Annotated in this window: 17 protein-coding genes and 2 pseudogenes; 7 read left to right on the top strand and 12 right to left on the bottom strand. The window is 59.0% G+C overall.

Annotated elements, in window-relative coordinates:
• Positions 1-14 precede the first annotated feature (14 nt).
• The 8 genes from trbL to ACMUVN_RS32475 are packed head-to-tail and all read right to left on the bottom strand — an operon-like array spanning position 15 to position 6,906.
• The gene (gene trbL / locus ACMUVN_RS32510) at positions 15-1,196 is read right to left on the bottom strand and encodes a P-type conjugative transfer protein TrbL (RefSeq protein WP_414816004.1); all 1,182 of its coding nucleotides are present in this window, start codon (positions 1,194-1,196) and stop codon (positions 15-17) included.
• Positions 1,190-1,393, bottom strand: a complete 204-nt coding sequence (gene trbK, locus ACMUVN_RS32505; protein WP_414816003.1) for an entry exclusion protein TrbK — start codon at positions 1,391-1,393, stop codon at positions 1,190-1,192. The genes trbL and trbK overlap by 7 nt, the downstream gene beginning before the upstream one ends.
• Positions 1,387-2,190, bottom strand: a complete 804-nt coding sequence (trbJ, locus tag ACMUVN_RS32500) for a P-type conjugative transfer protein TrbJ (RefSeq protein WP_414816002.1) — start codon at positions 2,188-2,190, stop codon at positions 1,387-1,389. Before trbJ ends, trbK begins: the two co-directional genes overlap by 7 nt.
• Positions 2,162-4,618, bottom strand: a complete 2,457-nt coding sequence (locus tag ACMUVN_RS32495) for a conjugal transfer protein TrbE (protein ID WP_414816001.1) — start codon at positions 4,616-4,618, stop codon at positions 2,162-2,164. The genes trbJ and ACMUVN_RS32495 overlap by 29 nt, the downstream gene beginning before the upstream one ends.
• A gap of 10 nt (positions 4,619-4,628) precedes the next feature.
• The gene (locus ACMUVN_RS32490) at positions 4,629-4,928 is read right to left on the bottom strand and encodes a conjugal transfer protein TrbD (protein ID WP_168334967.1); all 300 of its coding nucleotides are present in this window, start codon (positions 4,926-4,928) and stop codon (positions 4,629-4,631) included.
• Positions 4,921-5,304 (bottom strand): TrbC/VirB2 family protein, encoded by a 384-nt coding sequence (locus ACMUVN_RS32485; RefSeq protein WP_062942619.1) that lies wholly within the window; start codon positions 5,302-5,304, stop codon positions 4,921-4,923. Before ACMUVN_RS32485 ends, ACMUVN_RS32490 begins: the two co-directional genes overlap by 8 nt.
• A complete protein-coding gene (trbB, locus tag ACMUVN_RS32480) occupies positions 5,294-6,271 on the bottom strand; it encodes a P-type conjugative transfer ATPase TrbB (protein WP_414816000.1) in 978 nt (325 codons plus the stop codon). The genes ACMUVN_RS32485 and trbB overlap by 11 nt, the downstream gene beginning before the upstream one ends.
• Complete coding sequence (locus ACMUVN_RS32475; protein ID WP_414815999.1) at positions 6,268-6,906, bottom strand: acyl-homoserine-lactone synthase; 639 nt, start codon at positions 6,904-6,906, stop codon at positions 6,268-6,270. The genes trbB and ACMUVN_RS32475 overlap by 4 nt, the downstream gene beginning before the upstream one ends.
• A 376-nt stretch (positions 6,907-7,282) precedes the next feature.
• On the opposite strand from ACMUVN_RS32475, the gene repA reads away from it, so the two are divergent.
• The 4 genes and pseudogenes from repA (at position 7,283) to ACMUVN_RS32455 (ending at position 11,947) form a co-directional block, all read left to right on the top strand.
• Entirely contained in the window at positions 7,283-8,506 is a 1,224-nt protein-coding gene (repA, locus tag ACMUVN_RS32470; protein WP_065276670.1) for a plasmid partitioning protein RepA, read from the top strand.
• Positions 8,503-9,540 (top strand): plasmid partitioning protein RepB, encoded by a 1,038-nt coding sequence (repB, locus tag ACMUVN_RS32465; protein WP_414815998.1) that lies wholly within the window; start codon positions 8,503-8,505, stop codon positions 9,538-9,540. Before repA ends, repB begins: the two co-directional genes overlap by 4 nt.
• 190 nt (positions 9,541-9,730) lie before the next feature.
• Positions 9,731-10,945, top strand: a complete 1,215-nt coding sequence (gene repC, locus ACMUVN_RS32460; protein ID WP_414815997.1) for a plasmid replication protein RepC — start codon at positions 9,731-9,733, stop codon at positions 10,943-10,945.
• 227 nt (positions 10,946-11,172) lie between these two features.
• Positions 11,173-11,947 (top strand): annotated as a pseudogene (locus ACMUVN_RS32455) (NYN domain-containing protein).
• A 644-nt stretch (positions 11,948-12,591) separates the two neighbouring features.
• Here ACMUVN_RS32455 and ACMUVN_RS32450 read toward each other — a convergent pair.
• The 3 genes and pseudogenes from ACMUVN_RS32450 to ACMUVN_RS32440 all read right to left on the bottom strand — a co-directional run bounded on the left by ACMUVN_RS32450 (position 12,592) and on the right by ACMUVN_RS32440 (position 15,916).
• Positions 12,592-13,716, bottom strand: coding sequence for a DUF418 domain-containing protein (locus ACMUVN_RS32450; RefSeq protein ID WP_065277221.1), 1,125 nt, complete (start codon positions 13,714-13,716; stop codon positions 12,592-12,594).
• A 567-nt stretch (positions 13,717-14,283) separates the two neighbouring features.
• Positions 14,284-14,698 (bottom strand): annotated as a pseudogene (locus ACMUVN_RS32445) (transposase); the annotation flags it as partial.
• A 66-nt stretch (positions 14,699-14,764) separates the two neighbouring features.
• Positions 14,765-15,916: a site-specific integrase gene (locus ACMUVN_RS32440; RefSeq protein WP_414815996.1), complete on the bottom strand. Its 1,152-nt coding sequence runs from the start codon at positions 15,914-15,916 to the stop codon at positions 14,765-14,767.
• Positions 15,917-16,106: 190 nt separating this feature from the next.
• On the opposite strand from ACMUVN_RS32440, the gene ACMUVN_RS32435 reads away from it, so the two are divergent.
• A complete protein-coding gene (locus ACMUVN_RS32435; protein WP_414816017.1) occupies positions 16,107-17,237 on the top strand; it encodes an RHE_PE00001 family protein in 1,131 nt (376 codons plus the stop codon).
• 129 nt (positions 17,238-17,366) lie between these two features.
• Positions 17,367-17,837, top strand: coding sequence for a GIY-YIG nuclease family protein (locus ACMUVN_RS32430; protein ID WP_414815995.1), 471 nt, complete (start codon positions 17,367-17,369; stop codon positions 17,835-17,837).
• Between the two features lie 8 nt (positions 17,838-17,845).
• Here the strand turns inward: ACMUVN_RS32430 and ACMUVN_RS32425 are convergent, their stop codons facing one another.
• On the bottom strand, positions 17,846-18,976 hold the full coding sequence (locus tag ACMUVN_RS32425; protein WP_414815994.1) for a hypothetical protein: 1,131 nt from the start codon (positions 18,974-18,976) through the stop codon (positions 17,846-17,848).
• Positions 18,977-19,194: 218 nt separating this feature from the next.
• Between ACMUVN_RS32425 and ACMUVN_RS32420 the strand changes: the two genes are divergently transcribed.
• Positions 19,195-19,941, top strand: a complete 747-nt coding sequence (locus tag ACMUVN_RS32420; RefSeq protein WP_414815993.1) for a hypothetical protein — start codon at positions 19,195-19,197, stop codon at positions 19,939-19,941.
• The last annotated feature ends 39 nt before the right edge of the window (positions 19,942-19,980 follow it).

Below are 19,980 nucleotides of genomic sequence, written 5' to 3'. Positions count from 1 at the left end.
TTCCCTTGTGTCGATTATGGTTTGTCGTTGCGTTCGGGAGGAGGCTTCGGTCCGCTATGACCGCCGCGCTGTTCATCGAGCTTCGCATTAGCCAGTCCGAGAATGGACCCGGCATAAGCGCCCGGAGAGCCGATTGCCTTTTCCTTCGCGGCAGATCCGGCTGCTTGCGCGCCGGAAGAGAAGCTCGCGCCCACGCCGCGAAGAGCAGCACCTGCAGCGGATGAACCGCCAGCTCGTGCGGCTTGAGCCGCCGCAAACCCCGCGCCTGCAGCGCCGGCGGCGAGGAATCCAGCACCGGCGGCAAAAGACGCCGCCTGCCCGCCGTGGCGGATCGCTTCCATTCCTCCGGAAACCGAAGCGCCCTGGACGACGCCCTGGATGATGTTCGGGACGTACATGGCGATGATGAAGACGACGACGGAGATACCGGCGATGGCCAACGTGGTGACGAACTGATCCGACGAGGCAGTCGGAGCTTGAGCGAGGCCAAGCAGGACGTTCGATCCGATCTTGGCGATCATCACCAATGCCATGAGCTTCATGCCGACGCCGAAGGCGTAGACGAGGTATCGAATGGCGAAGTCTTTCGTGAAGGACGAACCACCCAGCCCGAGCATGATCATGCCGGCGAGCAAGCCGACATACATTTCGACCATGACCGACACGAATATCGCTGCGACCAGCGAGAAGCAGATAACGACAATGCCCATTGCCAACACCGCCGCGATCGCGAGCGCATTGTCTTCGAAAACTCCGAACTGCGCTTGTTGCGACATTTGCGACGCGACCCGGATGCCGGCATCGAACACTTCAGCGGGTGAAGCTGAGCCACCGCCGGCGCCAATCTGGAAAAGGCTGTCGACCACTGCTCGCGCAAAGGTCGGACCTTGGGTCAGAACGAATGCGAAGAACCCGATGAACATGATCCGCCGCACCAGTTCGGCGAACCAGCTGTCCAGTGAGGCCGACTGGATCGCCAACCAGACGGCCGCAATGCCGATCTCGATCGTTGCGAGAATCCAGAATAGGGATTTCGCCGCCTCCATGATGGTGGTCTCCCACCCCTTCGCAGCGGACGAGACCTGGTTTTCCAGTTCCGTGAGGACCTGTCCCTCCTGCGCGAATGCAGGAACCGCATAGGCGAGGCAAAAGAGACCTGTAATCAGGAATGAACGCGCGACAGCAACCTTCACCATCTCGGGCGCACCTCCTGACCTTCCTTGATCGGCGGCAGCTCCTTGTCGGAGCCGAAGAATTTTTCCCGGACGGCGCGCTGCTCATCGGTGAGCGCGGGTATTCCTGTGTTTCGGGAATTGACGGTCAGCACTGTCGCTGCAGACGATGCAGCGGCGACAGCCAACAGCAAGGCAATCAGGACAGGGCGGCTCACCATCGCGGTTCCATTTTCTGGCCTGCCGGAACGCTCTTGATTTCGGCGTTGAAAAATTTTTCCCGCCGCGCCTCCGCCAGGTCCTTGTCGGTCTGTTCCGTCTGAAGCCAGGTTCCCATCATTGTCATCTGTTGGGAGACGAGACCGCGAAGCTTCTGCATTTGCGCAACTTGTTGGGCGGCGATCTCGTGGCCAACCTGCAAAGCCTTCATCTGCCCGTCAGCCGTTTCGGACATCGACCGCAACGAGGACATCGTATCTTCCTCGCTATCGAATTGGTCGGCCGTGAGGCTCGCCGCTTTCAGCGAGCTGGCGATCGTGTCGCGGTTGGTGTTCGACCAGGACTGGTAGGTCGAGGAGAACGTTGCGTTGTCCGGCAAATTCGTCTTGAGATCGGCATAACTCTGAAACCGCTGCTGAAGAACGTCGTCCGCATTCCCCATCGAAAAGGCGATGCCCTGTCCCTGGTCGACGATACTGCGCAGCTGGTTGAGATCGCTTTCGACCTGCCCCCAGACATGATCAGGAAGCTGCGCCGTATTTTGCATCATGTTCTCGTAGATCTTCAGCTGGTTCTGGATCTGCTCTGCAAGCTGGCTGATCTGGGTCAACTGATTCTCGACCTGGATGCCGGAACTTTTCATGAGATCCACGAGCTGCGCATTGTTGGCGAGCTGCGTCCATTCGGTCGCATCGCCGGTGGCTGTACCGGCTTGCACAGAGCCTGCAGCTCCGATCGTGAGAGCGGCGGCCGCCAAGCAGGCGAGCCTTCTATTCGAACGTGAGTAGCGATGCGGCATCGTGAACTCCTCTCGTTTCAAGCCAGTGGATCGGCCAGTCGTGGCCATGTTCGGATTTCAGTGCGCGGATGCGTTTGAGGTCCTCTTTGCCCGACGCGCCGACAAAGCTCAGCGCGACTGGCCCAAGCGACATGTTGAAGAGCCGCCGGCCTTCTGGCGTGGCGACGTAGTATTCACGCTTCGGCATGGCGGTAGCGACGATCTCGATCTGTCGCTCGTTGAAGCCGATGCGCTCGTAGAATTCGCGCGTGCCCGACTCGCGAGCGGCGCCATTCGGAAGGCAAATCTTGGTGGAGCAGGATTCCTTCAGCACGTCGATAATCCCGGACCGTTCGGCATCGGAGATTGATTGGGTCGCGAGAACGACAGCGCAATTCGCCTTGCGCAGCACCTTCAACCACTCGCGAATCTTGTCGCGGAACACAGGGTGGCCGAGCATCAGCCACGCCTCGTCGAGCACGATCAGACTGGGGGACCCATCCAAACGCTTTTCGATCCGGCGGAAGAGGTAGGTCAGCACCGGCACGAGATTGCGCTCGCCCATATTCATCAGCTGCTCGATCTCGAAAGTCTGGAAGGCGCCGAGTGTGAGACCGTCCTCTTCCGCATCGAGGAGTTGGCCCATCGGGCCATCGACGGTATAGTGATGCAGCGCGTCCTTGATCTCGCGAAGCTGCACGCCGCTGACAAAATCCGAGAGCGATCGACCGGATGCAATCGCCATCAGGCCGATCTGCCGAGAGATGGCGTTGCGATGATCTGGGGTGATGGTGACGCCCTGCAGGCCGACCAGCATCTCGATCCATTCCGTCGCCCAAGCCCGATCGGCGTCACTTTTAAGTTCGGACAATGGGCAAAAGGCCAACGCCCTCCCCTCTTCGGCATTGTCGCCGCCGATCTCATAGTAATCGGCACCGGCTGCGAGCGTCAGGGACAGAAGTGAATTGCCTTTGTCGAAGGCGAAGATCTGCGCATTTTCGTACCGGCGAAACTGCGCGGCGATCAGAGCCAGAAGCGTCGACTTACCCGAACCGGTCGGACCGAAGATCAGTGTGTGGCCGACATCATCGACGTGCAGGTTCAGACGGAACGCCGTCGATCCGCTCGCAACCTGCATCAAGGGCGGGGAATTCGGTGGGTAAAACGGGCATGGGGAGATCGGGCTTCCGGACCAGACCGAGTTCAGCGGGATCAAGTCTGCGAGATTGCTGGTGTTGATCAACGGCTCACGGATGTTGCAATACCAGTTGCCGGGCAAGCTGCCGAGATAGGCGTCGGTGGCGTTCAGCGTTTCGATCCGCGCCCCGAAACCTTCCACCTGGATTAGCCGCCGGATCGCTTCGGCCTTCTCCAGGAGTCCTTCGCGATCGCGGTCGAACAGCACGACGACGGGAGTGTAATAGCCATAGGCAACCAGTTGCGACGAGGCCTGTGCGATGGCATCCTCCGTCTCGACCACCATGGTCATCGCGTCCTGGTCGACGGATCGACTTTGTGTCTGGAATATCTGGTCGAAGAACGGCCGGACCTTCTGCTGCCATTTCTTCCGCGTGCTTTCGAGCTTCTGTCGGGCCTCTTCGGCATCGAGAAAAATGAAGCGCGATGACCATCGATAGGTCAGCGGCATCAAATCAAGGCTGTTCAGAATCCCCGGCCAGCTTTCGGCCGGCAGACCGTCGATCGCGACAACGCCGAGGAAACGGTTTTCGACCTTTGGCGTCAGTCCGTGCTCAAGCTCCGCCGTGGCAATCCAGTCGAGATACATCGGAATATCGGGAAGCCGGATTGGATGGCTTTCCCCAGTGGTGCAGAATCGGGCGAACTGGAGCAACTCGTCATACCGGGCAATTCGCTCCCCTCCCCTCTCAAGTGTTTCGCGGGTTTCCATTCGCCGGATCGAAAGTGTGTTGGCAAAATACTGCTCAAGCTCACGCACCGCATTCTTGAACACGAAGAGCACCGTGTCCGCGTAGGACTTCTTCCGGCTCTCCTCATCCGCATAGATGTATTTGCTGAGTGCAGTCTTCTTGGACTCAAGTGGCCGGTAGGTCAGGATCAGCGCATGCTTGCTCTCGAAATGGCCCTGCTCGCGCGCGAAATGCGCCCGACGCTCGGCATCGATTGCGCGGGTCACGGGGTCGGGGAAATGGCATCGATCTTCTGATGGATAGTCGACTGTCGGAATACGGATGGCCTCGACCTGGATCATCCAGCCGCTTCCGAGCCGCGACAGAACGGAATTGATCTGCCTCGACAGCTCATTGCGCTCGAGTTCGGTAGCACTTTCCGAGTCCGGGCCAGCGAAGTACCAGCCGGCCATCAGGCTTCCGTCCTTCAAGAGGAGAACACCATTGTCGACGAGGCCGGCATAGGGAACGAGATCGGCGAAGGACGGGCCGGTTACCCGGAAGCGTTTGAGAGCTACCATAGCCGTCTCCTCAATACCGGCGCCACGGCGAAGTGGTTGCCTTGTAGTAGGGCTTGTAAGAAATGTGCCTGATATAGACTTGGCGCATGAGCGGATCCGACTTCGCCATCATCCTGAGCGCCCCGACGATGACGATCCAGACGGCGACGCCGAAGAGCGCCGAATAAACCGTGAGAACCACGAAGATGAGAATGACGGCCGCAAGGCCGGTGATCAGCACCAATTCGCGGTCCGCGCCCATTAGAAGGTTCGGGCGCGAGAGGGCACGATGGATGCGATTGCGTCGCAAGCCGGACACGGACTCAGCCATCATCTCCCTCCCCTCCCCCGTTCGAACCAATTGACGTGACCTGCTCGTCGGTTAGCCCGATCGAAGCGCCGGTCGCACCGAACAGGCCGACGATGTTGGTGGCGCCGAGCAGGATGCCGGCGACGAGAACGACGTACACAAGGCGCCGTGCGAAATCGTTGAGCTCGCCGCCGAAGATGAGCATGCCGCCGGCAATGGCCACGGCTGCAAGCGCGATCGCACCCGCGACCGGGCCGGTGATCGACTCCTGAATCTGCTGCAGTGGCCCTTCCCATGGGAGGCTGCCGCCGGAACTGGCGAGCGCCGGCGCGACAGAGGCAAGAACGATTGGCGCCGCAACGAGCGCGGCGGCGATGAGGGTATGCTTACGCGACATGGCGCGCCTCCTGTTCTTCGGTGAGCTGATCGGATTCGATCTCGTACTGTCCGTTGATGAACCGCTCGACTTGGATAATGTCGCGAACAATTCGCCCGCGCGGCGTCCGCTCAATCGAAATGACCAGGTCGACGGCCTCTCCGATCACCTCGTGCATCGGCTGCTGGCTTGCCTCGGCCGTCAGCTGTTCAAGCCGACGCAGCGCTGACATGGCGGTGTTCGAGTGTAAGGTCGCCACGCCGCCCGGGTGACCGGTGTTCCAGGCCTTGAGTAACGTCAGGGCCGCGCCATCGCGGACTTCGCCCACGACGATCCTGTCGGGGCGTAAGCGCATGGTGCTCTTCAAGAGCCGGGCCATGTCGATCGTATCGCTGGTATGGAGGAGAACGGCGTTTTCGGCCGCGCATTGGATTTCCGCGGTATCCTCAAGGATGACGACGCGATCCTGTGGCGCAGACTTGACGATCTCGTGGATCACTGCGTTCGCAAGCGTCGTTTTGCCCGAGCCCGTTCCCCCGGAAATGATGATGTTCAGCCTCGCGGAAATAGCACTGCGGATCGTGGCGGCCTGGTATTCTGTCATCACGCAGGTCCGAACATAGTCTTCGAGCGGAATGAGGCGCGATACCCGGCGACGAATCGTGAAGGCAGGCTTGGTAACAACGGGCGGCAACAGTCCCTCGAAGCGGTGGCCACCGATTGGCAGCTCGCCGGAGATGATTGGCTGTTCCGTGTCGACCTCTGACTGAAGCGCGTGCGCCACTGTACCGATCACCATCTCCGCTGCAGCCGACGACATCTGGCCGGCGGGCGTAACGCCGTGACCGAGCCGTTCGATGAACAACTTTCCGTCCGGATTAAGCATGATCTCGACGACGTTCGCGTCGTCCAGGGCAACACAAAGCTGGTCGCCGAGCGCCTCCTGAAGTTTGCGGACGAGCCGAGGGTGAGAGCGAAGCTGGTTCACGGATTTCTCCTTACGCTGCCTGGCTGACAGGGGGCGAGTTCAGAACGGTAGTTGGAGGGGCGAAGCCTGAGGAACGTGGCCTCATTGGCGGCCAGCGTGCCCGCTACGGCCGTCGTCACGCCGATCTTCTTGGGTTCGCCTAAACGATGCAGCTGCCACCCCACGCGGGCGAGGATGCGCTCAAACCGAAGATCGGTCACCGTAACAATCTCAGTGTATCCATTTGCCAGGCACCATTCGATGATGGCAGCGAACATGGTCAGCGTCGCTTCATGGACCGAGCCGGCGCCCCTCCCCTCCGCGAGAGCCGTGTCGACACAGAAGCGAGAACTCTCGATCATCGCGGCATGCCCCTTGAGTTGGCCGTCGGGGAGCAGCGACGGGAAAATGTCGGCCACCATTGTCGGTCCGAGCGCAGGAAGAAGCCTTGCGCACCCCGCCAATTCGCCCGTCTCTGCGATGGCGAGAATATAGGTCGGCCGAAGCGCGTCGAAACGATCGGACTCGCACCCCGCCGTTACATCGACTTCCCAACCCAGGCGATCGGAAAAGACCCGAGCACGAAGCTGATAGTGGATGTGTAGGAGATGCGCCTCTTGGATCGTCCGGGGTGTTGAGAGCGCGAGAGCCCGCATGATCTTTCTCCGTCATTGTTGGTCCGCGGGAAATCAGCACAGTTTGGAATCGGAGGGCAGTTGTAGGATCCAACATGCACGTAGCGAGGTGAGTCGCGGCTCATAAGGGGTGTGGCGCTAGAGAGCCGCCTAATCCACTTGCTGCTACACTGTTTGGATTTGTAGGATTCACAGGAGAACATTCCGGGATCAGGGAGCCGGGCATTTGAGGCTAACTCCCGGAGCGGAAAAGCAAAAATCCGAACAGCCTTATGCAGATTGTCCCCGGTCGTTAACCTTGTGTTAACCCTAAACCTCTGGACCAGTTCGGAGAATCGTGTTCTATTTTTAGCGGGCAATGGCCGGTAAACCGGCGAAAAGCCGCCAAGAGGGACAGATGGCGATAGCAAACCGAGTAGAAGCAAGTGTTGGCTCGAAGGAAGATGCCGGCAGCAAAATTATGCGCCATGCCGGGCTTCTGTCCGGGCAATTGCAGCAGCTCAGAACTCGTATGTATCCGCCAAAATCGGAAAAGACCCTGCGTCCCTTTCTGACCAACGAAGTGTCGAAGCTGACGTCTATACCCGATTCCACCCTGAAGCTCATGTCCACCGAAGGACGTGGGCCGATTCCCAGTAGGCTGGAAAATAACCATCGCGTCTACACGCTGGACCAGATCAATGAACTGCGTGAATTGTTCGCGATGCAGAAACCTGCAGACGCATTGCGATTCCTTCCTCGTCGTCGTGCCGGCGAGCACCTCCAGGTTCTTGCGATAGCCAACTTCAAGGGTGGCAGCGCGAAGACGACTACCTGTGTCCACCTTGCCCACTATCTCGCCCTTCATGGGTATCGCGTCCTCGCACTCGACCTGGACCCGCAAGCATCCTTGTCCGCTTTGTTCGGTGCTCAGCCAGAAGTTGATGTCGGGTCGAATGAAACGATCTATGCCGCTTTGCGTTACGATGACGCCGAGCGTCGTCCCATCCGCCATATAATTCGCAGGACATATTTCGATGGCATCGACCTCATTCCTGGCAATCTTGAAGTCATGGAGTATGAGCACGAAACGCCACGGATCTTGGCGAACAAGTCCAGCTCCGGCGCAATCTTCTTTGAGCGGCTGAAACTCGCCCTTTTGGAAGTCGAGGCGGACTACGACATTGTGATTCTCGACACTCCGCCGTCCCTCGGCTTTCTGACCTTGAGCGCGATATACGCCGCGACTAGCATGATCATTACGGTCCACCCGGCCATGCTGGACGTCGCGTCAATGAGCCAGTTCCTTCTCATGATGGGTGATCTGATTAGTGTTCTGAACGAGAGCGGCGCTCAGTTGGACCAGGACTTCATCCGGTATCTGGTTACACGACACGACCCCAATGACGCGCCACAGTCGCAAGTCGTTGCGATGCTTCGGCACCTGTTCGGCTCCGATGTATTATTGCCGACCGCCATTGAAAGCACCGCCGTTGAAGCAGCCGGCTTGGCGAAACGCTCGGTATACGAGCTCGAATTGGGACAGATCGGACGCGATACTCACAAGCGTGCCCGCGAGGCGGTAGATGCTGTGAACGAGGCGATTGTTCGCCTCGTCAATGAGAGCTGGGGGCGGACATGAGCAAATCCCCTCGCAAGTCGATTGTCGCCAGCTTCGGGTTGCTTTCCGCAGAGCTGGAAAGCGATCAGGCTGCGGATCAACAGCAGCCGTCGCAGGCCCCTGCCCAGGTTCCCGGAAATCGTGTCGGAGCAGGTGTGATCGGTGCTGCACACCGCGCAATCGACGACATTCGAACAGAGCGAGATCGCTTGAAGGCTATCGTGGAGTCGGGCGGTGGTTCGGTTCGCGAGTTGGATCCGTCGCTCATCGACCCATCCCCTTATCCGGACAGACTGCCGGACGATGACGCAACGAGCTTCGAGGCGTTCAAACGGTCGATCGAGACTGAGGGGCAACAGGTTCCCGTCCAGGTCCGCAAACACCCCTCGTCCCCAGGTCGCTATCAGATCGTCTACGGTCATCGACGCTGGCTCGCTGCTAGGCAGCTTGACAGGCCTGTTCGCGCTCTCGAAGTCGAGATTTCCGACCTCGACCTAGTTCTTGCACAAGGCATCGAAAACGCGGGTCGCCAAGACCTCACCTGGATCGAGCGCGCGCTGTTTGCCTCCCGAATGGATGATGCGGGGATCAAGCCTCGGCACATCTACGCTGCGCTTTCGATCGAGGACGCAGAATTGGCTCGGATGCGGAATGTCTACAGGATCGTTCCCGCGGATATCATCGAGGCCATTGGGCGGGCGCCGAAGATCGGGCGGCCACGTTGGCTCGACCTTGCCAAGACGGTTGCGGGCGACACGGGAGCGCTCGATGCACTGCGGGCGGCACTGGCTAGGAAGGGTGAGAAGGCTGAGACTTCTGATCAAAGGTTTCAGCGAGCATTGAACGCCATCAAGCCAGTATCGACTGGTCGGAGAGAGCCAAGCCCGATTACAGATATGAGCGGAACGAAGCTTGGCGCCCTGTTGATATCCTCGAAAGAGGTTCGAATTTCGGCTGAGGGTTCACTCGGGGTCGACTTTTTAAAGTTTGTTGAGGCGGAGCTCCCAGCGCTAACGGAGCGCTTTGGCCGCCTGCGAGAAGACGAGAAACCCTGACAGCTGTCAGGGTTTGGAGATGAAAAAAGGACGAACTGCAAAAGAAAAAGGCCCCCCAAACGTTGCCGTCGTGGAAGCCTCTCTCAATGTGTGACAACTAGAGAATCGCATTTCCCCGAATCCCAGTCAAGAGTCTTTGGCACCGTAATTTGGTGAGCAGGTTTCTTTTGCCTTTTTGAAGGTGAAGAAAATGCAGATTGGAAGTGTGACGACGCCCTTTGGGCGGCGGCCGGTGACGCTTGCCCTGGTGAAGCGGCAAATCGAGACGAGTAAAATCAAGCCGGGCAAGACAGCGGATAAATGGAAAGTCTTTCGGGACGCATCCGAAGCAAGGGAGCTGCTTGGGCTACAGGATCGCAGCCTGGCCGTCCTTGACGCGCTCCTGAGCTTTCATCCAGACAACGAATTGCGCCAGGAAGCGCAGCTCATCGTTTTTCCGTCCAACGCGCAATTGACGCTGCGAGCCCACGGTATTGCCGGCGCCACCCTTCGCAGACATCTGGCCCTTCTCGTTGAGGCAGGACTGATCGTGCGGAAGGACAGCCCGAATGGAAAGCGCTACCCCCGGAAGGACAAGGCGGGTGCGATCGATAGCGCTTTCGGCTTTGATCTGTCACCGTTGCTCTTGCGAACAGATGAGCTTGCCATGATGGCGCAACAGGTCGTTGCAGATCGTTTCGCCCTCCGCCGGGCGAAGGAAAATTTGACGATATGCCGGCGCGACGTTCGAAAGCTCATTTCTGCCGCGATCGAGGAAGGTGCGCCAGGCAACTGGGAAAACATCGAAGGAATTTACATCGGCCTCGTGGGCAGGATTCCGCGCTCTGCGACGCTCGGCGATGTGAATTCAATTTTGGCTGAAATGGGTCTCCTGCAGCGAGAAATCACCAACATCTTGGAAATGCAGCAAAAAGACGATAATAATAGCACCAATGACGATCATAGTGAGCGTCACATACAGAATTCAAAAACCGAATCCATCACTGAACTTGAACCTAGCTCAGGAAACGAGCAGGGGGCGACGCGGGTGGACGATAATCGGGCGAACTGGAAGCCGGTCCGCAGTTTTCCGCTTAGTATGGTAACACGGGCTTGCCCGGAGATCGCGATCTATGGACCGGGCGGTACTATCGGAAGTTGGCGCGAAATGATGGGTGCGGCGGTCGTCGTCCGGTCAATGCTCGGTGTCAGCCCCTCAGCCTATCAGGAGGCCTGTGAGGTGATGGGGCCGGAGAATGCAGCCACGGCGATCGCCTGTATCCTTGAGCGAATTGGGCATATCAATTCGCCGGGAGGATATCTGCGGGACCTGACACGCAAGGCAGCACGTGGCGAATTTTCACTTGGCCCGGCGCTTATGGCGCTGCTTCGGGTCGATGGCGATAGCGATCGCAGGACGGGATAGTTGGTTGCCCAGGCTTGTGGTCGGCTGGTCAAAACCCTGACAGCTGTCAGGGTTTTGCGATCGGCGGATGCTGGAGCGGGGAAGGATCAACTCGGCTGGCGTCTACTGACATCATCCGACAAGGCAGGTTTTCGCTCGGTCCGATGGGCAAGTTAAATGAAGTTCCTTGCCTGGTCCGAGTCGTGCTCTGCTGGCCTTCGAGACCGTTTTAAAAATGAGGAAGAGCAATGCCGTCTGAAACTCGATCTCCGCGCCTGGCTGTTCTGATTGATGCGGACAATACATCCGCTAAAATCGCCGACGGGCTGTTCGAAGAGGTAGCCAAAATCGGGGAGGCGAGCGTGCGTCGCATCTACGGTGATTTTTCCGGCACGCGCTCCAAGGGTTGGGCGGACGTGCTCGCAAAGCACGCGATTATCCCGCAGCAGCAATTTGCGTATACAACGGGAAAGAATCCTTCCGATATCACTTTGGTCATCGATGCAATGGATTTGCTGCACAGCGGTCGGTTCGACGGCTTCTGCCTGGTGTCCTCGGACAGCGATTTCACGCGGCTTGCCGCCGGGATCCGTGAGCAGGGCGTCGATGTATTCGGCTTTGGCGAGCAGAAGACACGGGAACGTTTTCGCCGGGCCTGCCGGCGCTTCGTCTATACCGAAAACCTGCTTCCTGGCGCGATCAAGGACGAGCAGAATACGGCTTCCAGCGACAGGCCGCTCCAGCCGGCAACATCGGCCGTGCCGCTGATCAAGAAGGTACTGTCTCAGGGGGATAGTGATGGCGGCTGGGTCAACCTGCGCACCGTCGGCAAGCAGTTGTTGAACCTCGCGCCGGATTTCGACCCGCGACATTCGGCTTCCGAAAACTCAGCGATCTTATCAGCAAGACGAACCAATTTGAGGTCGTCAGGCCGAGGGCGGTCCGATCAGCATAAACAACGAGGCAAAAACTAGCACAATGGTAGCGGCGATGGAGCGAGCAAGTGCCGGGCCACGACGGTGAGTATAGCTTTCGCCTGCGACGAGAAGCGTCATCAGTGCTGCCCGCAAAGAAAAGCGTCTGCCGAGCACGCTTCGGCAAGGCAATTGATATGTCGGCGTCGTCTTGACAGTTGAGATCGAATGGACCGAGGTTACCTTGCGAACGGTGACCCCGCAGCTCGCTCTGGCGGAGCGACGGCGACGATGGTAGTGGCGATCTTCGGCACCACCAATATTCGCGCTATTCAACCCGGGTAGCATTGGTACAGGGCTGCTCGCCGTGCCTGTGCTGGCAGGATCGGCAGCCTACGCCATATTCGACCGGCCGGTGGAAAACCGGACTGGAGCACAAGCCACGCGAGGCGGTCGGGCTCTACACAGTTGTCGGGCTTGCCGTTCTCGTCGGCCTCGCGGTCGGCTTTTCGCCAATCTGATCGGATACGGGCGCGCGCCTGCTGATGGCGAGCTCCGCTCCGGAATCCTGTCTGCACCGTTTAAGGTGCCTCCTACCAGAACACTCTGGTGCTGTGCTCGTGACGGTCAAGGGTAGGTCGCGGCGCGATTGGCCGTCGGCCCACTTGACCGTCACTGCGCGCGGCGGGCGCGAAGGCAAGTCGGTATCATCAACCCCTATAAGGGTAGATCAGAGTCGGGGCGACGTGGTGCTTAGCGGATGTGATGCGCGAGATCTGTGATCCTACCCATCAGCACTTCCATCGGTCCTCGTTGGAAGGCGCGCAGCCAAAGCACGGCGAAAGTGCTTATAACCACGACGAAACCAAAGAGCACAGACAGGCTCCCATCTTCTTCAAGCGCATCTATTCCCATAATGCGCTCTAAATAGGCTACTCCCACAATGTGCAGCACGTAGGCCGTCAAAGACATAGAGCCGACCGCGATTATTGGCCAGACCAGCTTTCGCAGATGCGGGAGCCCGTCCATAGCAAGCCAGCAAGCCGCCAAGACAATCATTGCGCAACCGGTGTTGCCCAGGATCGAGAACGTCGTCTCGCTGTGAGGTGCGGCAACCAGTAGCGACCAGGGAGAGTCGAGATACCACCACGAGTCAAGAGGCTCCCGAAAAACGGCTGGGACAGGCAGCAAACGCAACGCGAGCCAGGATCCCCCATAGCCCAACACGGCCAGCGCGACCCCCTCTAGGCCAAGCCTCCAATGCATTGCTTGCGTATTAAGGCTAAGGCGTGCGATGGCCATACCTGCGATCACGAAAGGAACCCAGGTCATCGCGGGATAGGCGCCGTGGACCATGAAGTCGAACACCGGGTTCAAACTCCCCTCGGGGCCAAACAACTTAAGGAGGAAGCGCATTTGCGGGAGAACTAATGCGGTCCCTGCAGCGAGCAAGCCAAGCTGCTGTGCGCTGCGCCGATAGAGCGGCAGTACCAAGAGGAAGCAGATTCCGTAGGTTTTCAGGATGACTGCGATCCCCGTACCGAGGCGGGTCAGGATAGAGCCAATCGCGAGCAAAACAAGGGCACGAATTGCGACTCTGGCAACGGCCTGTCTACCTGCTTCCCCCGATTTCCGCGCCTTGCGGCCGGTAATCAGGATGATTGAAAAACCGGCCAATACGGCAAACAGGGCAGACGACCGCCCAAGGGGTAGCTCCATCAGATTCCCGATCAGTCCTAGGTCGTCGGGGATGGGGTCACCACCGACATGAGCGGCATACATGCCGAAGACAGCCAAACCGCGAGCAAGGTCGATGTCGACCAGCCGATCTTCGGCCGACCCATCGCTCGGGCCCTCAATTGACGAATTTCTCGCCACGGTGGTTCCTTTCGTTCATTGTGCCGACCCCGGGTCCGCCGTGTTGCAGCAATGGCGGGCCGGAGATTCATTAACCGGCGGCAAGAGGACCAAAGACAGCGCATGATCGGTTGGTCAACTGACCGCAGCTCTAACTTACTGAAAGTTAATGTTTTTTTTGATGATTTTGTCGAAGCTAGATAGGTGGGTCATCACCTTGTCGGACAGCTCGGCGAAGAAGGCGTGATCCTCGCAGAGCACGCCATCAGCGCGCTGATGACCATGGCCGAAAGCTGAGAGGAGAGGTGGCGTGGCGGGTCGGCAATCTGCGTCGGGTGACCTCGAACAACTCCGCGGCGATCGCCTCGACTTGCTGCGCGACCGGCTTCAGAGGGCATCGCGTTGGTTCATTGCGGTTTAGACACAGCAGGATCATTGCATGCTTTCCACGCAAGGCCGGCTAATCCCCAGCTGACGCATTTCCCCATAGTCCGTGGAGCAACCGAGCCCGAGTCGCCTTGCTGTTTCGTGGGACGTTTTAGCGTCAATCAATCTCTTTACGGCGTCTATCTTCTTGGCGACTGAGTCTCTTTCCTTTCGCCCTTGCATCAGGATCTCTTCGCCCGCAGCATAGCCGTGCCGACAGCCGCCCTCGGTCGTTTTGACACTCTGACTATCCAGCACAGGAGCATTCTGAGAGGCTTGGCGGCCGGTCCGCTCACGGTCCGCCATGACGAGGCAGTGATTGATCCTCGTGAACACACTGGCGTCACGCCAACGGCACAAATAGCCGAACACCGTACTGTTGGGAGGCAGGACCTTCGGGATCAGACGCCAGGGTATTCTTCCTGGCAAACATAGAAGGTGCCCGATGATCTCTCGCAGCGGCCAAGCTGGCTTGCGCCCCTTGGCGCCGGCTGCGGAAGACCGCCCACTCTGCATCCGTCAGGTCGGGTTCCACATGACCCGTCCATTCAGGCTTCAGACAACTTCTTGGAATCATCTTTAGCCCGATCACTCACCCCATTCCCGGATAGGCTCTGAGCTGCACCGATCCTACCCTTTTCGGCTAGCCAAGAAGACGCGACGCCTGGCCTTCCCGGCGTGTTGCGCTGTTATAATAACTTGATGCCTGCTGCACCGATCGATGACGCGACTGCTCCATCGCCTCAGGCAGGGGGATGCCACGGTTGGCCGCCTCGGTCAGATATCCAGACCGAAGCCCGTGCGCGGAAAACTCCCCACGCTCTAATCCAGCCAGTTCCACCCGCTGCTTGATGATCGCATTGACCGACTGCGGATCGATCGCCCGTCGCGAAACAGTCCCCCATCGCCCGATCGCCCGAAACACGCTGCCGCTGTCGATCTTGGCGGCCACCATCCAGGCATTCAGCGCATCCACCGGCCGACCGGTCAGGTAGACAACGTCGTCCTCGTCGCCGCTGGTCGTCTTGGTGCGGCCGAGATGGATGGCGAGAGAGGGGAGGGGGCTCCCGCCTTCGACCGGAATGGGCGGCTCGACGGTCAACTGTTCGCGGCGCAGCCCGGCGATCTCGCTGCGCCGGCGACCGCCGGAGGCAAAGGCGACCATCAGGATCGCCCGGTCCCGGAGATCGCGCAGACTGTCGCTCGCGCAGGTCGCCAGCAGTCTTGCCAGGACGTCGCCGGTGACCGCCTTGGCGCTCTTGCGAAGACGTTGTCTTGGCGCGGCTCGGATCGCCAGCCGAATGGCTGATTTGAGGGCAGGGGAGGCGAACGCGCCGTCGAGGCCCCGCCATTTGGTCAGCGTCGACCAGTTGGCCAGCCGCCGTCGCACGGTGGCTGGCGCGTGCGGGCCGACGGACTTGAGAAATCCCTGGCTTCGAAGGTTTTGGTCGACATTGGCCGGCATGCCGTGATCCGGATCGTTCTCGCGGCGCTGCGGGTCCCAGAGGTGATGGGCGACGAACTTTAGCAGCAGCGCCTCGGGTGCCGGCCAGGGTAGGGATTGTCCGGTCGCCGCCAATCCCCAGGCTTCCAGATAGGCGAGATCCGAGGTCAGCGCCCGCAGTGTGTTGTCGCCCATGCCCTGGTTGACGAGATGGCGCAGCGTCTCGACGTCGTGGTCGGTGAGCAGTTCGGCGAGTTCGTCGCGGCGCTCCATCGGCAGCACGGCGGCGATGGTGTCGAGCTCTTCGGCACGGCGCTCGACGGCGGTCAGTGATGTCTTGGCTTTGGCCACGGACGCTCCAAAATCGCGGGTTTCGCCAGCCGCTGGGACCGTGATTTGCTGCGATTCTTTCTGATTTGCGCCGCCAAAGCAATCTACCATCGATAAATGGTGGTTATCGATGGTTAGAGCACCAACCCACAATCATGCGATGTGAAGAACCATAATATTCATATAGAGTTCGTTTAGTAAATCGTTTACCATAATATCAATGGCTTACGATCTCGCGAAAATCAGCATGACAGCCCTGATGCGGCCGGCTTTTGACGCCGGCATCGCGCTGACGCGTCTCGATGAGCGTATCGCCCGCTCAGCCGTCGGCGAGGGTTTTGTCGAGCGCACCCACTTCACTGATGCCTGTGCCTCGCTGTGGATCGACGGCGAGCTCGTCCATCTCGAAGACCTCGTCCTGCACGACGCCACCAAGGATGTTCGCACCCCCACCCATGAGCTGACCATCGCCCGCGACGTGCTGCGCACCCGCCGGCGCATTGCCGCCCAGCTACCCGGCTGGGCGCTGTCGACCGACGGTATTCGCACGCTGCGAAAAACCGCGGAGATCGCCCAGCTCGAGACGGACGAGGGGCAGACGCCCGGTGCCATCCGACGCCCGGCCGGTATTGATCCAGAAGGGGAGGGGGAGGACGCCGACGACGTCGGAAATCTCCCCGGTCTTGACTATGCCGCCATCGATGCGGTCCTTGCTCGTTCGGACGCCGCGATCGCGCAGGCCAGGAAGCCCGGCCGGGCTCCGGTCGATCCGCTGGTCTATGATCTCGACTGGGACGAGGACGCGCGGCTGGAGGAATGGCGTGCTGTGTTGCGCCAAGTCGAAAATCTGCCGGCGGTGCTGCAGACCATCGTCGCGCTCGATGCCTGGAACGAGCTTTCCGTCCTTCAGCACGCAACCTGGCTTGGCCGGCTATTTTCCGCTGCGATCCTGCGCCAGGCCGGCATCACGTCAGGCGCCCATCTTGCCGCCATCAATCTCGGCCTGAAAACCATTCCCGTCGAACGGCGCCGCCACCGTGATCGGGAAACGCGACTGCTCGCCATCGCGCATGGGCTGTTGGCAGCCGCCGAGATCGGGCTGAGAGAACATGACCGACTGGCGCTGTCCCGGCAGATGATGGAGCGCAAACTGACGGGAAAACGAACGTCTTCAAAACTGCCGGAACTGGTCGAGTTGGTGATGGCGAAGCCGCTGGTGTCGGCCGGGATGGTGGCGAAAACGCTGGATATGACGCCGCAGGCGGCGCGGCGGATTGTTTTGGAACTGGGGCTGAGAGAGATGACGGGGAGGGGGAGGTTTCGAGCATGGGGGATAATATAAACATCATCTCTCTCCCCTATGGCTCAGATGAGCCTTCGAATGAGTGGAGGTTCTTAGTGCCGTCATCGGGCATGCCTATGCGCGCAATCGAACGCAATATATTCGACCTAAGACTCTATTGGGGACGCCATGCACGAGACATTCCGCGCTTTTACCGAAAACCTGCATCCGAAATTCGATGCTCTTTTGGCCCAAGTGCCGGTCACAGACGCGACCTTGCGTCCTGACGTCAAGGGATCGGGAATCTACATGTTTTCGGAAGGCGGAAATAGCCTCTATGTCGGCCGCACTCGCGATGTGCGCAAGCGCTACGGCCAGCATACCCGCCGATCCAGCGGCCACAACAGCGCTCCATTTGCCTTCAAACTCGCGCGCGAAACAACCGGCTTTCTGAAGTCGGACTACCGGCCAGGAGAGACCTCGCGCGCCGGGCTGCTGTTGAAGCCCGAATTCGCATCGGCATTCGCCGACGCGATCGAGCGCATCAGGCGCATGGAGTTCCGTTTTGTAGAGGAAGCGGACCCAACCCGCCAGTGCTTGCTCGAGGTCTACGTCTCGGTCGTGTGTGGATCACCATACAACGATTTCGATACGCATTGAGCTGCACTTCACCCCAGCGCAGCAACAGTCGCCTTCCTCTCGTCTTCCAGATCCTTGAAGTGTTTATCGAGATCGGCAGGAAGGGCCTTATCAGGGGCTGGCAGCGACAAAAGGTGCCGCCAACGCTTGTCTATCGCATCAAGCGAAACTTCATCGACCAGTCCCCGCTTGGTCTGGCTGGCAAACAGGTGTCGTAGCTCGGGGGGAACATCTCTCTTTTCCTCCAGACGTTTCGTAATCCATAGGGTTACATCCACCAATTCCAATCCAGCGCTTTCATCACCAGCTGTGAAAGTCGGCGGGACTTCTGGCATCATTGAATAATCGAATTTTGGCATCCCCGGACCGAGATCGGTGTTGTGCTTGACGGCCCGAAGGCTCTCGTACCAGCTCGCGAGTTCGCCTTGCGCCTTGTTGAATTCGGTCTGGCGATCAACCGTGATCTTGCGGATGGAACGCCCCTTCTTGTTCGACTGCACGGCCATGACCTGCATGACTTGTTGAAATCCGACGAGGTTCGGCGAAATCTGCAGGGCCGTGTCCTTGTTACCGACACCATAGTCGATCTCGAACGGGTTGGCCGCCGCCCATTTCAACGCGCCTGACACCAGTTCGCGGGAGCGTGCGTCGGGAAGCCGATCGACGCGAGAAAGGAGAGTATTGCAAATTGTGACCAGCGCGGACGCGCTCTTGGCCGAATTGGTTTCCTTCCGTGCCGCCCAAGCGTCTTTCCTTAGCTGATCATCGAAGAGGAAGGCGACTTTTATTAGCATCGGGTAACGAAGGGGAGTGAAGTAATGATGCCATGACACGGCCTTGTTCATGCCGGAGTCGAACACCTGATCGTAGAAGCTGATCACCGCATGATCGCCTTTGGTAACCTTGAGCAGGGAGAACCGCAGGTCGTGTTTCTTGCTGAAATCTGCAATCCGCTTTGCTACCGGGATAAGGCGGCCTACACCGAGTTCTGCGGCGTGGATGCGCTCTACACCTAGTTCCTTCCTCAGATCTACCAGCAAAGGCTCCGCAATCACATCGAGATTGGCCGGGCAGCCAAGCACCCCATAGAACAGCTTGGGTTGGTTTACATCGAACAGGTTAAGACCCGTATTTCCGCTTTCATCGATATAATAATGCATGGCAGGGCCTCCGGATCGTGTCGCGCAACCGCAGCAATGGTTGTATTCCAGTCAAAAAGCAACTTGAAATTCCAGGCTTGAGCAACAGGTTTCTCTTGTCTTCTGGTTGGTGACGCCATCACGTTTCGCGAGCAAATTCATGTTGGTCATCGCTTTCGGCGGATGGACTATCCAGGTCCGCACGGGGATATTCCCAGCATGGATGTGACGAGGGCGATATGGACGGTCGAGATTTTCTGCAAATCGCCGACAAACTGGAGGAATCATCCAGTAATTTCGAGCGACGTTTCAAGGCACAACTCAAGAGGGTTTTGGATGCCGCTGTAGCGATCCATGAGGCGTGGAGCGGATCGAACTTGGGCTATCAAGCGAATGTTTATTACGACGGCTTCCGAAAGCCGCCGGCAGGTGCCCAGTTCAGCGTCATGCATGGGATCGGCGAGGACTGGCTGTCGGATACTTTGGGAGACTGGGGAGAGTTTAGTGCTGCCCAGGTGAAGACGGCAGTCTATCGGCTCGCCGGCAATCCAGAGATGGCGGATTGCGAAAGCGCATCTGGGGAGTCGCTAAGGGAGTTCAATCGAGCGAAGGGTGAGGTGTTGTCTGGGATGAACATCTTGTTGGAAGGCCGGAAGGACGCATTCCTGAGCTCCTTGCTTAAGCAGGTCCAGGGCGTCCAGATAGCGAGTGCCCAGCAGCTCTCTCGCGCCTTTCTAGGAGGGGGCCAGTTTATGACGCAGGACACGCGTGCCTTGAACGGTGGCGCGCGAGCCGCTCCCCACCAGCTTATAATTGCAGAAACTACCGCGCTCAATCAGCCTGCAGAGTGTGGCAAGCAACTTGCCGAGGTCGTTCGGCAAATCGGATCACACCTTGTCCGGGCTGAACGGAAGATGGCCTGCTGCCGGTTTATCGGACACGAGATTAAGCTAATCCCACCTTGGTTTCAAAGTCATTTGGGCTGAGATACCCCAGTGTCGAGTGGCGACGTTTCGGGTTGTAGA

Source organism: Rhizobium sp. IY2 (genome assembly GCF_047532935.1).
In the GTDB taxonomy this organism is placed as follows: domain Bacteria; phylum Pseudomonadota; class Alphaproteobacteria; order Rhizobiales; family Rhizobiaceae; genus Rhizobium; species Rhizobium anhuiense.
The sequence above is the reverse complement of the archived record's forward strand: the minus strand, read 5'-3'. Positions and strand labels throughout refer to the sequence as shown.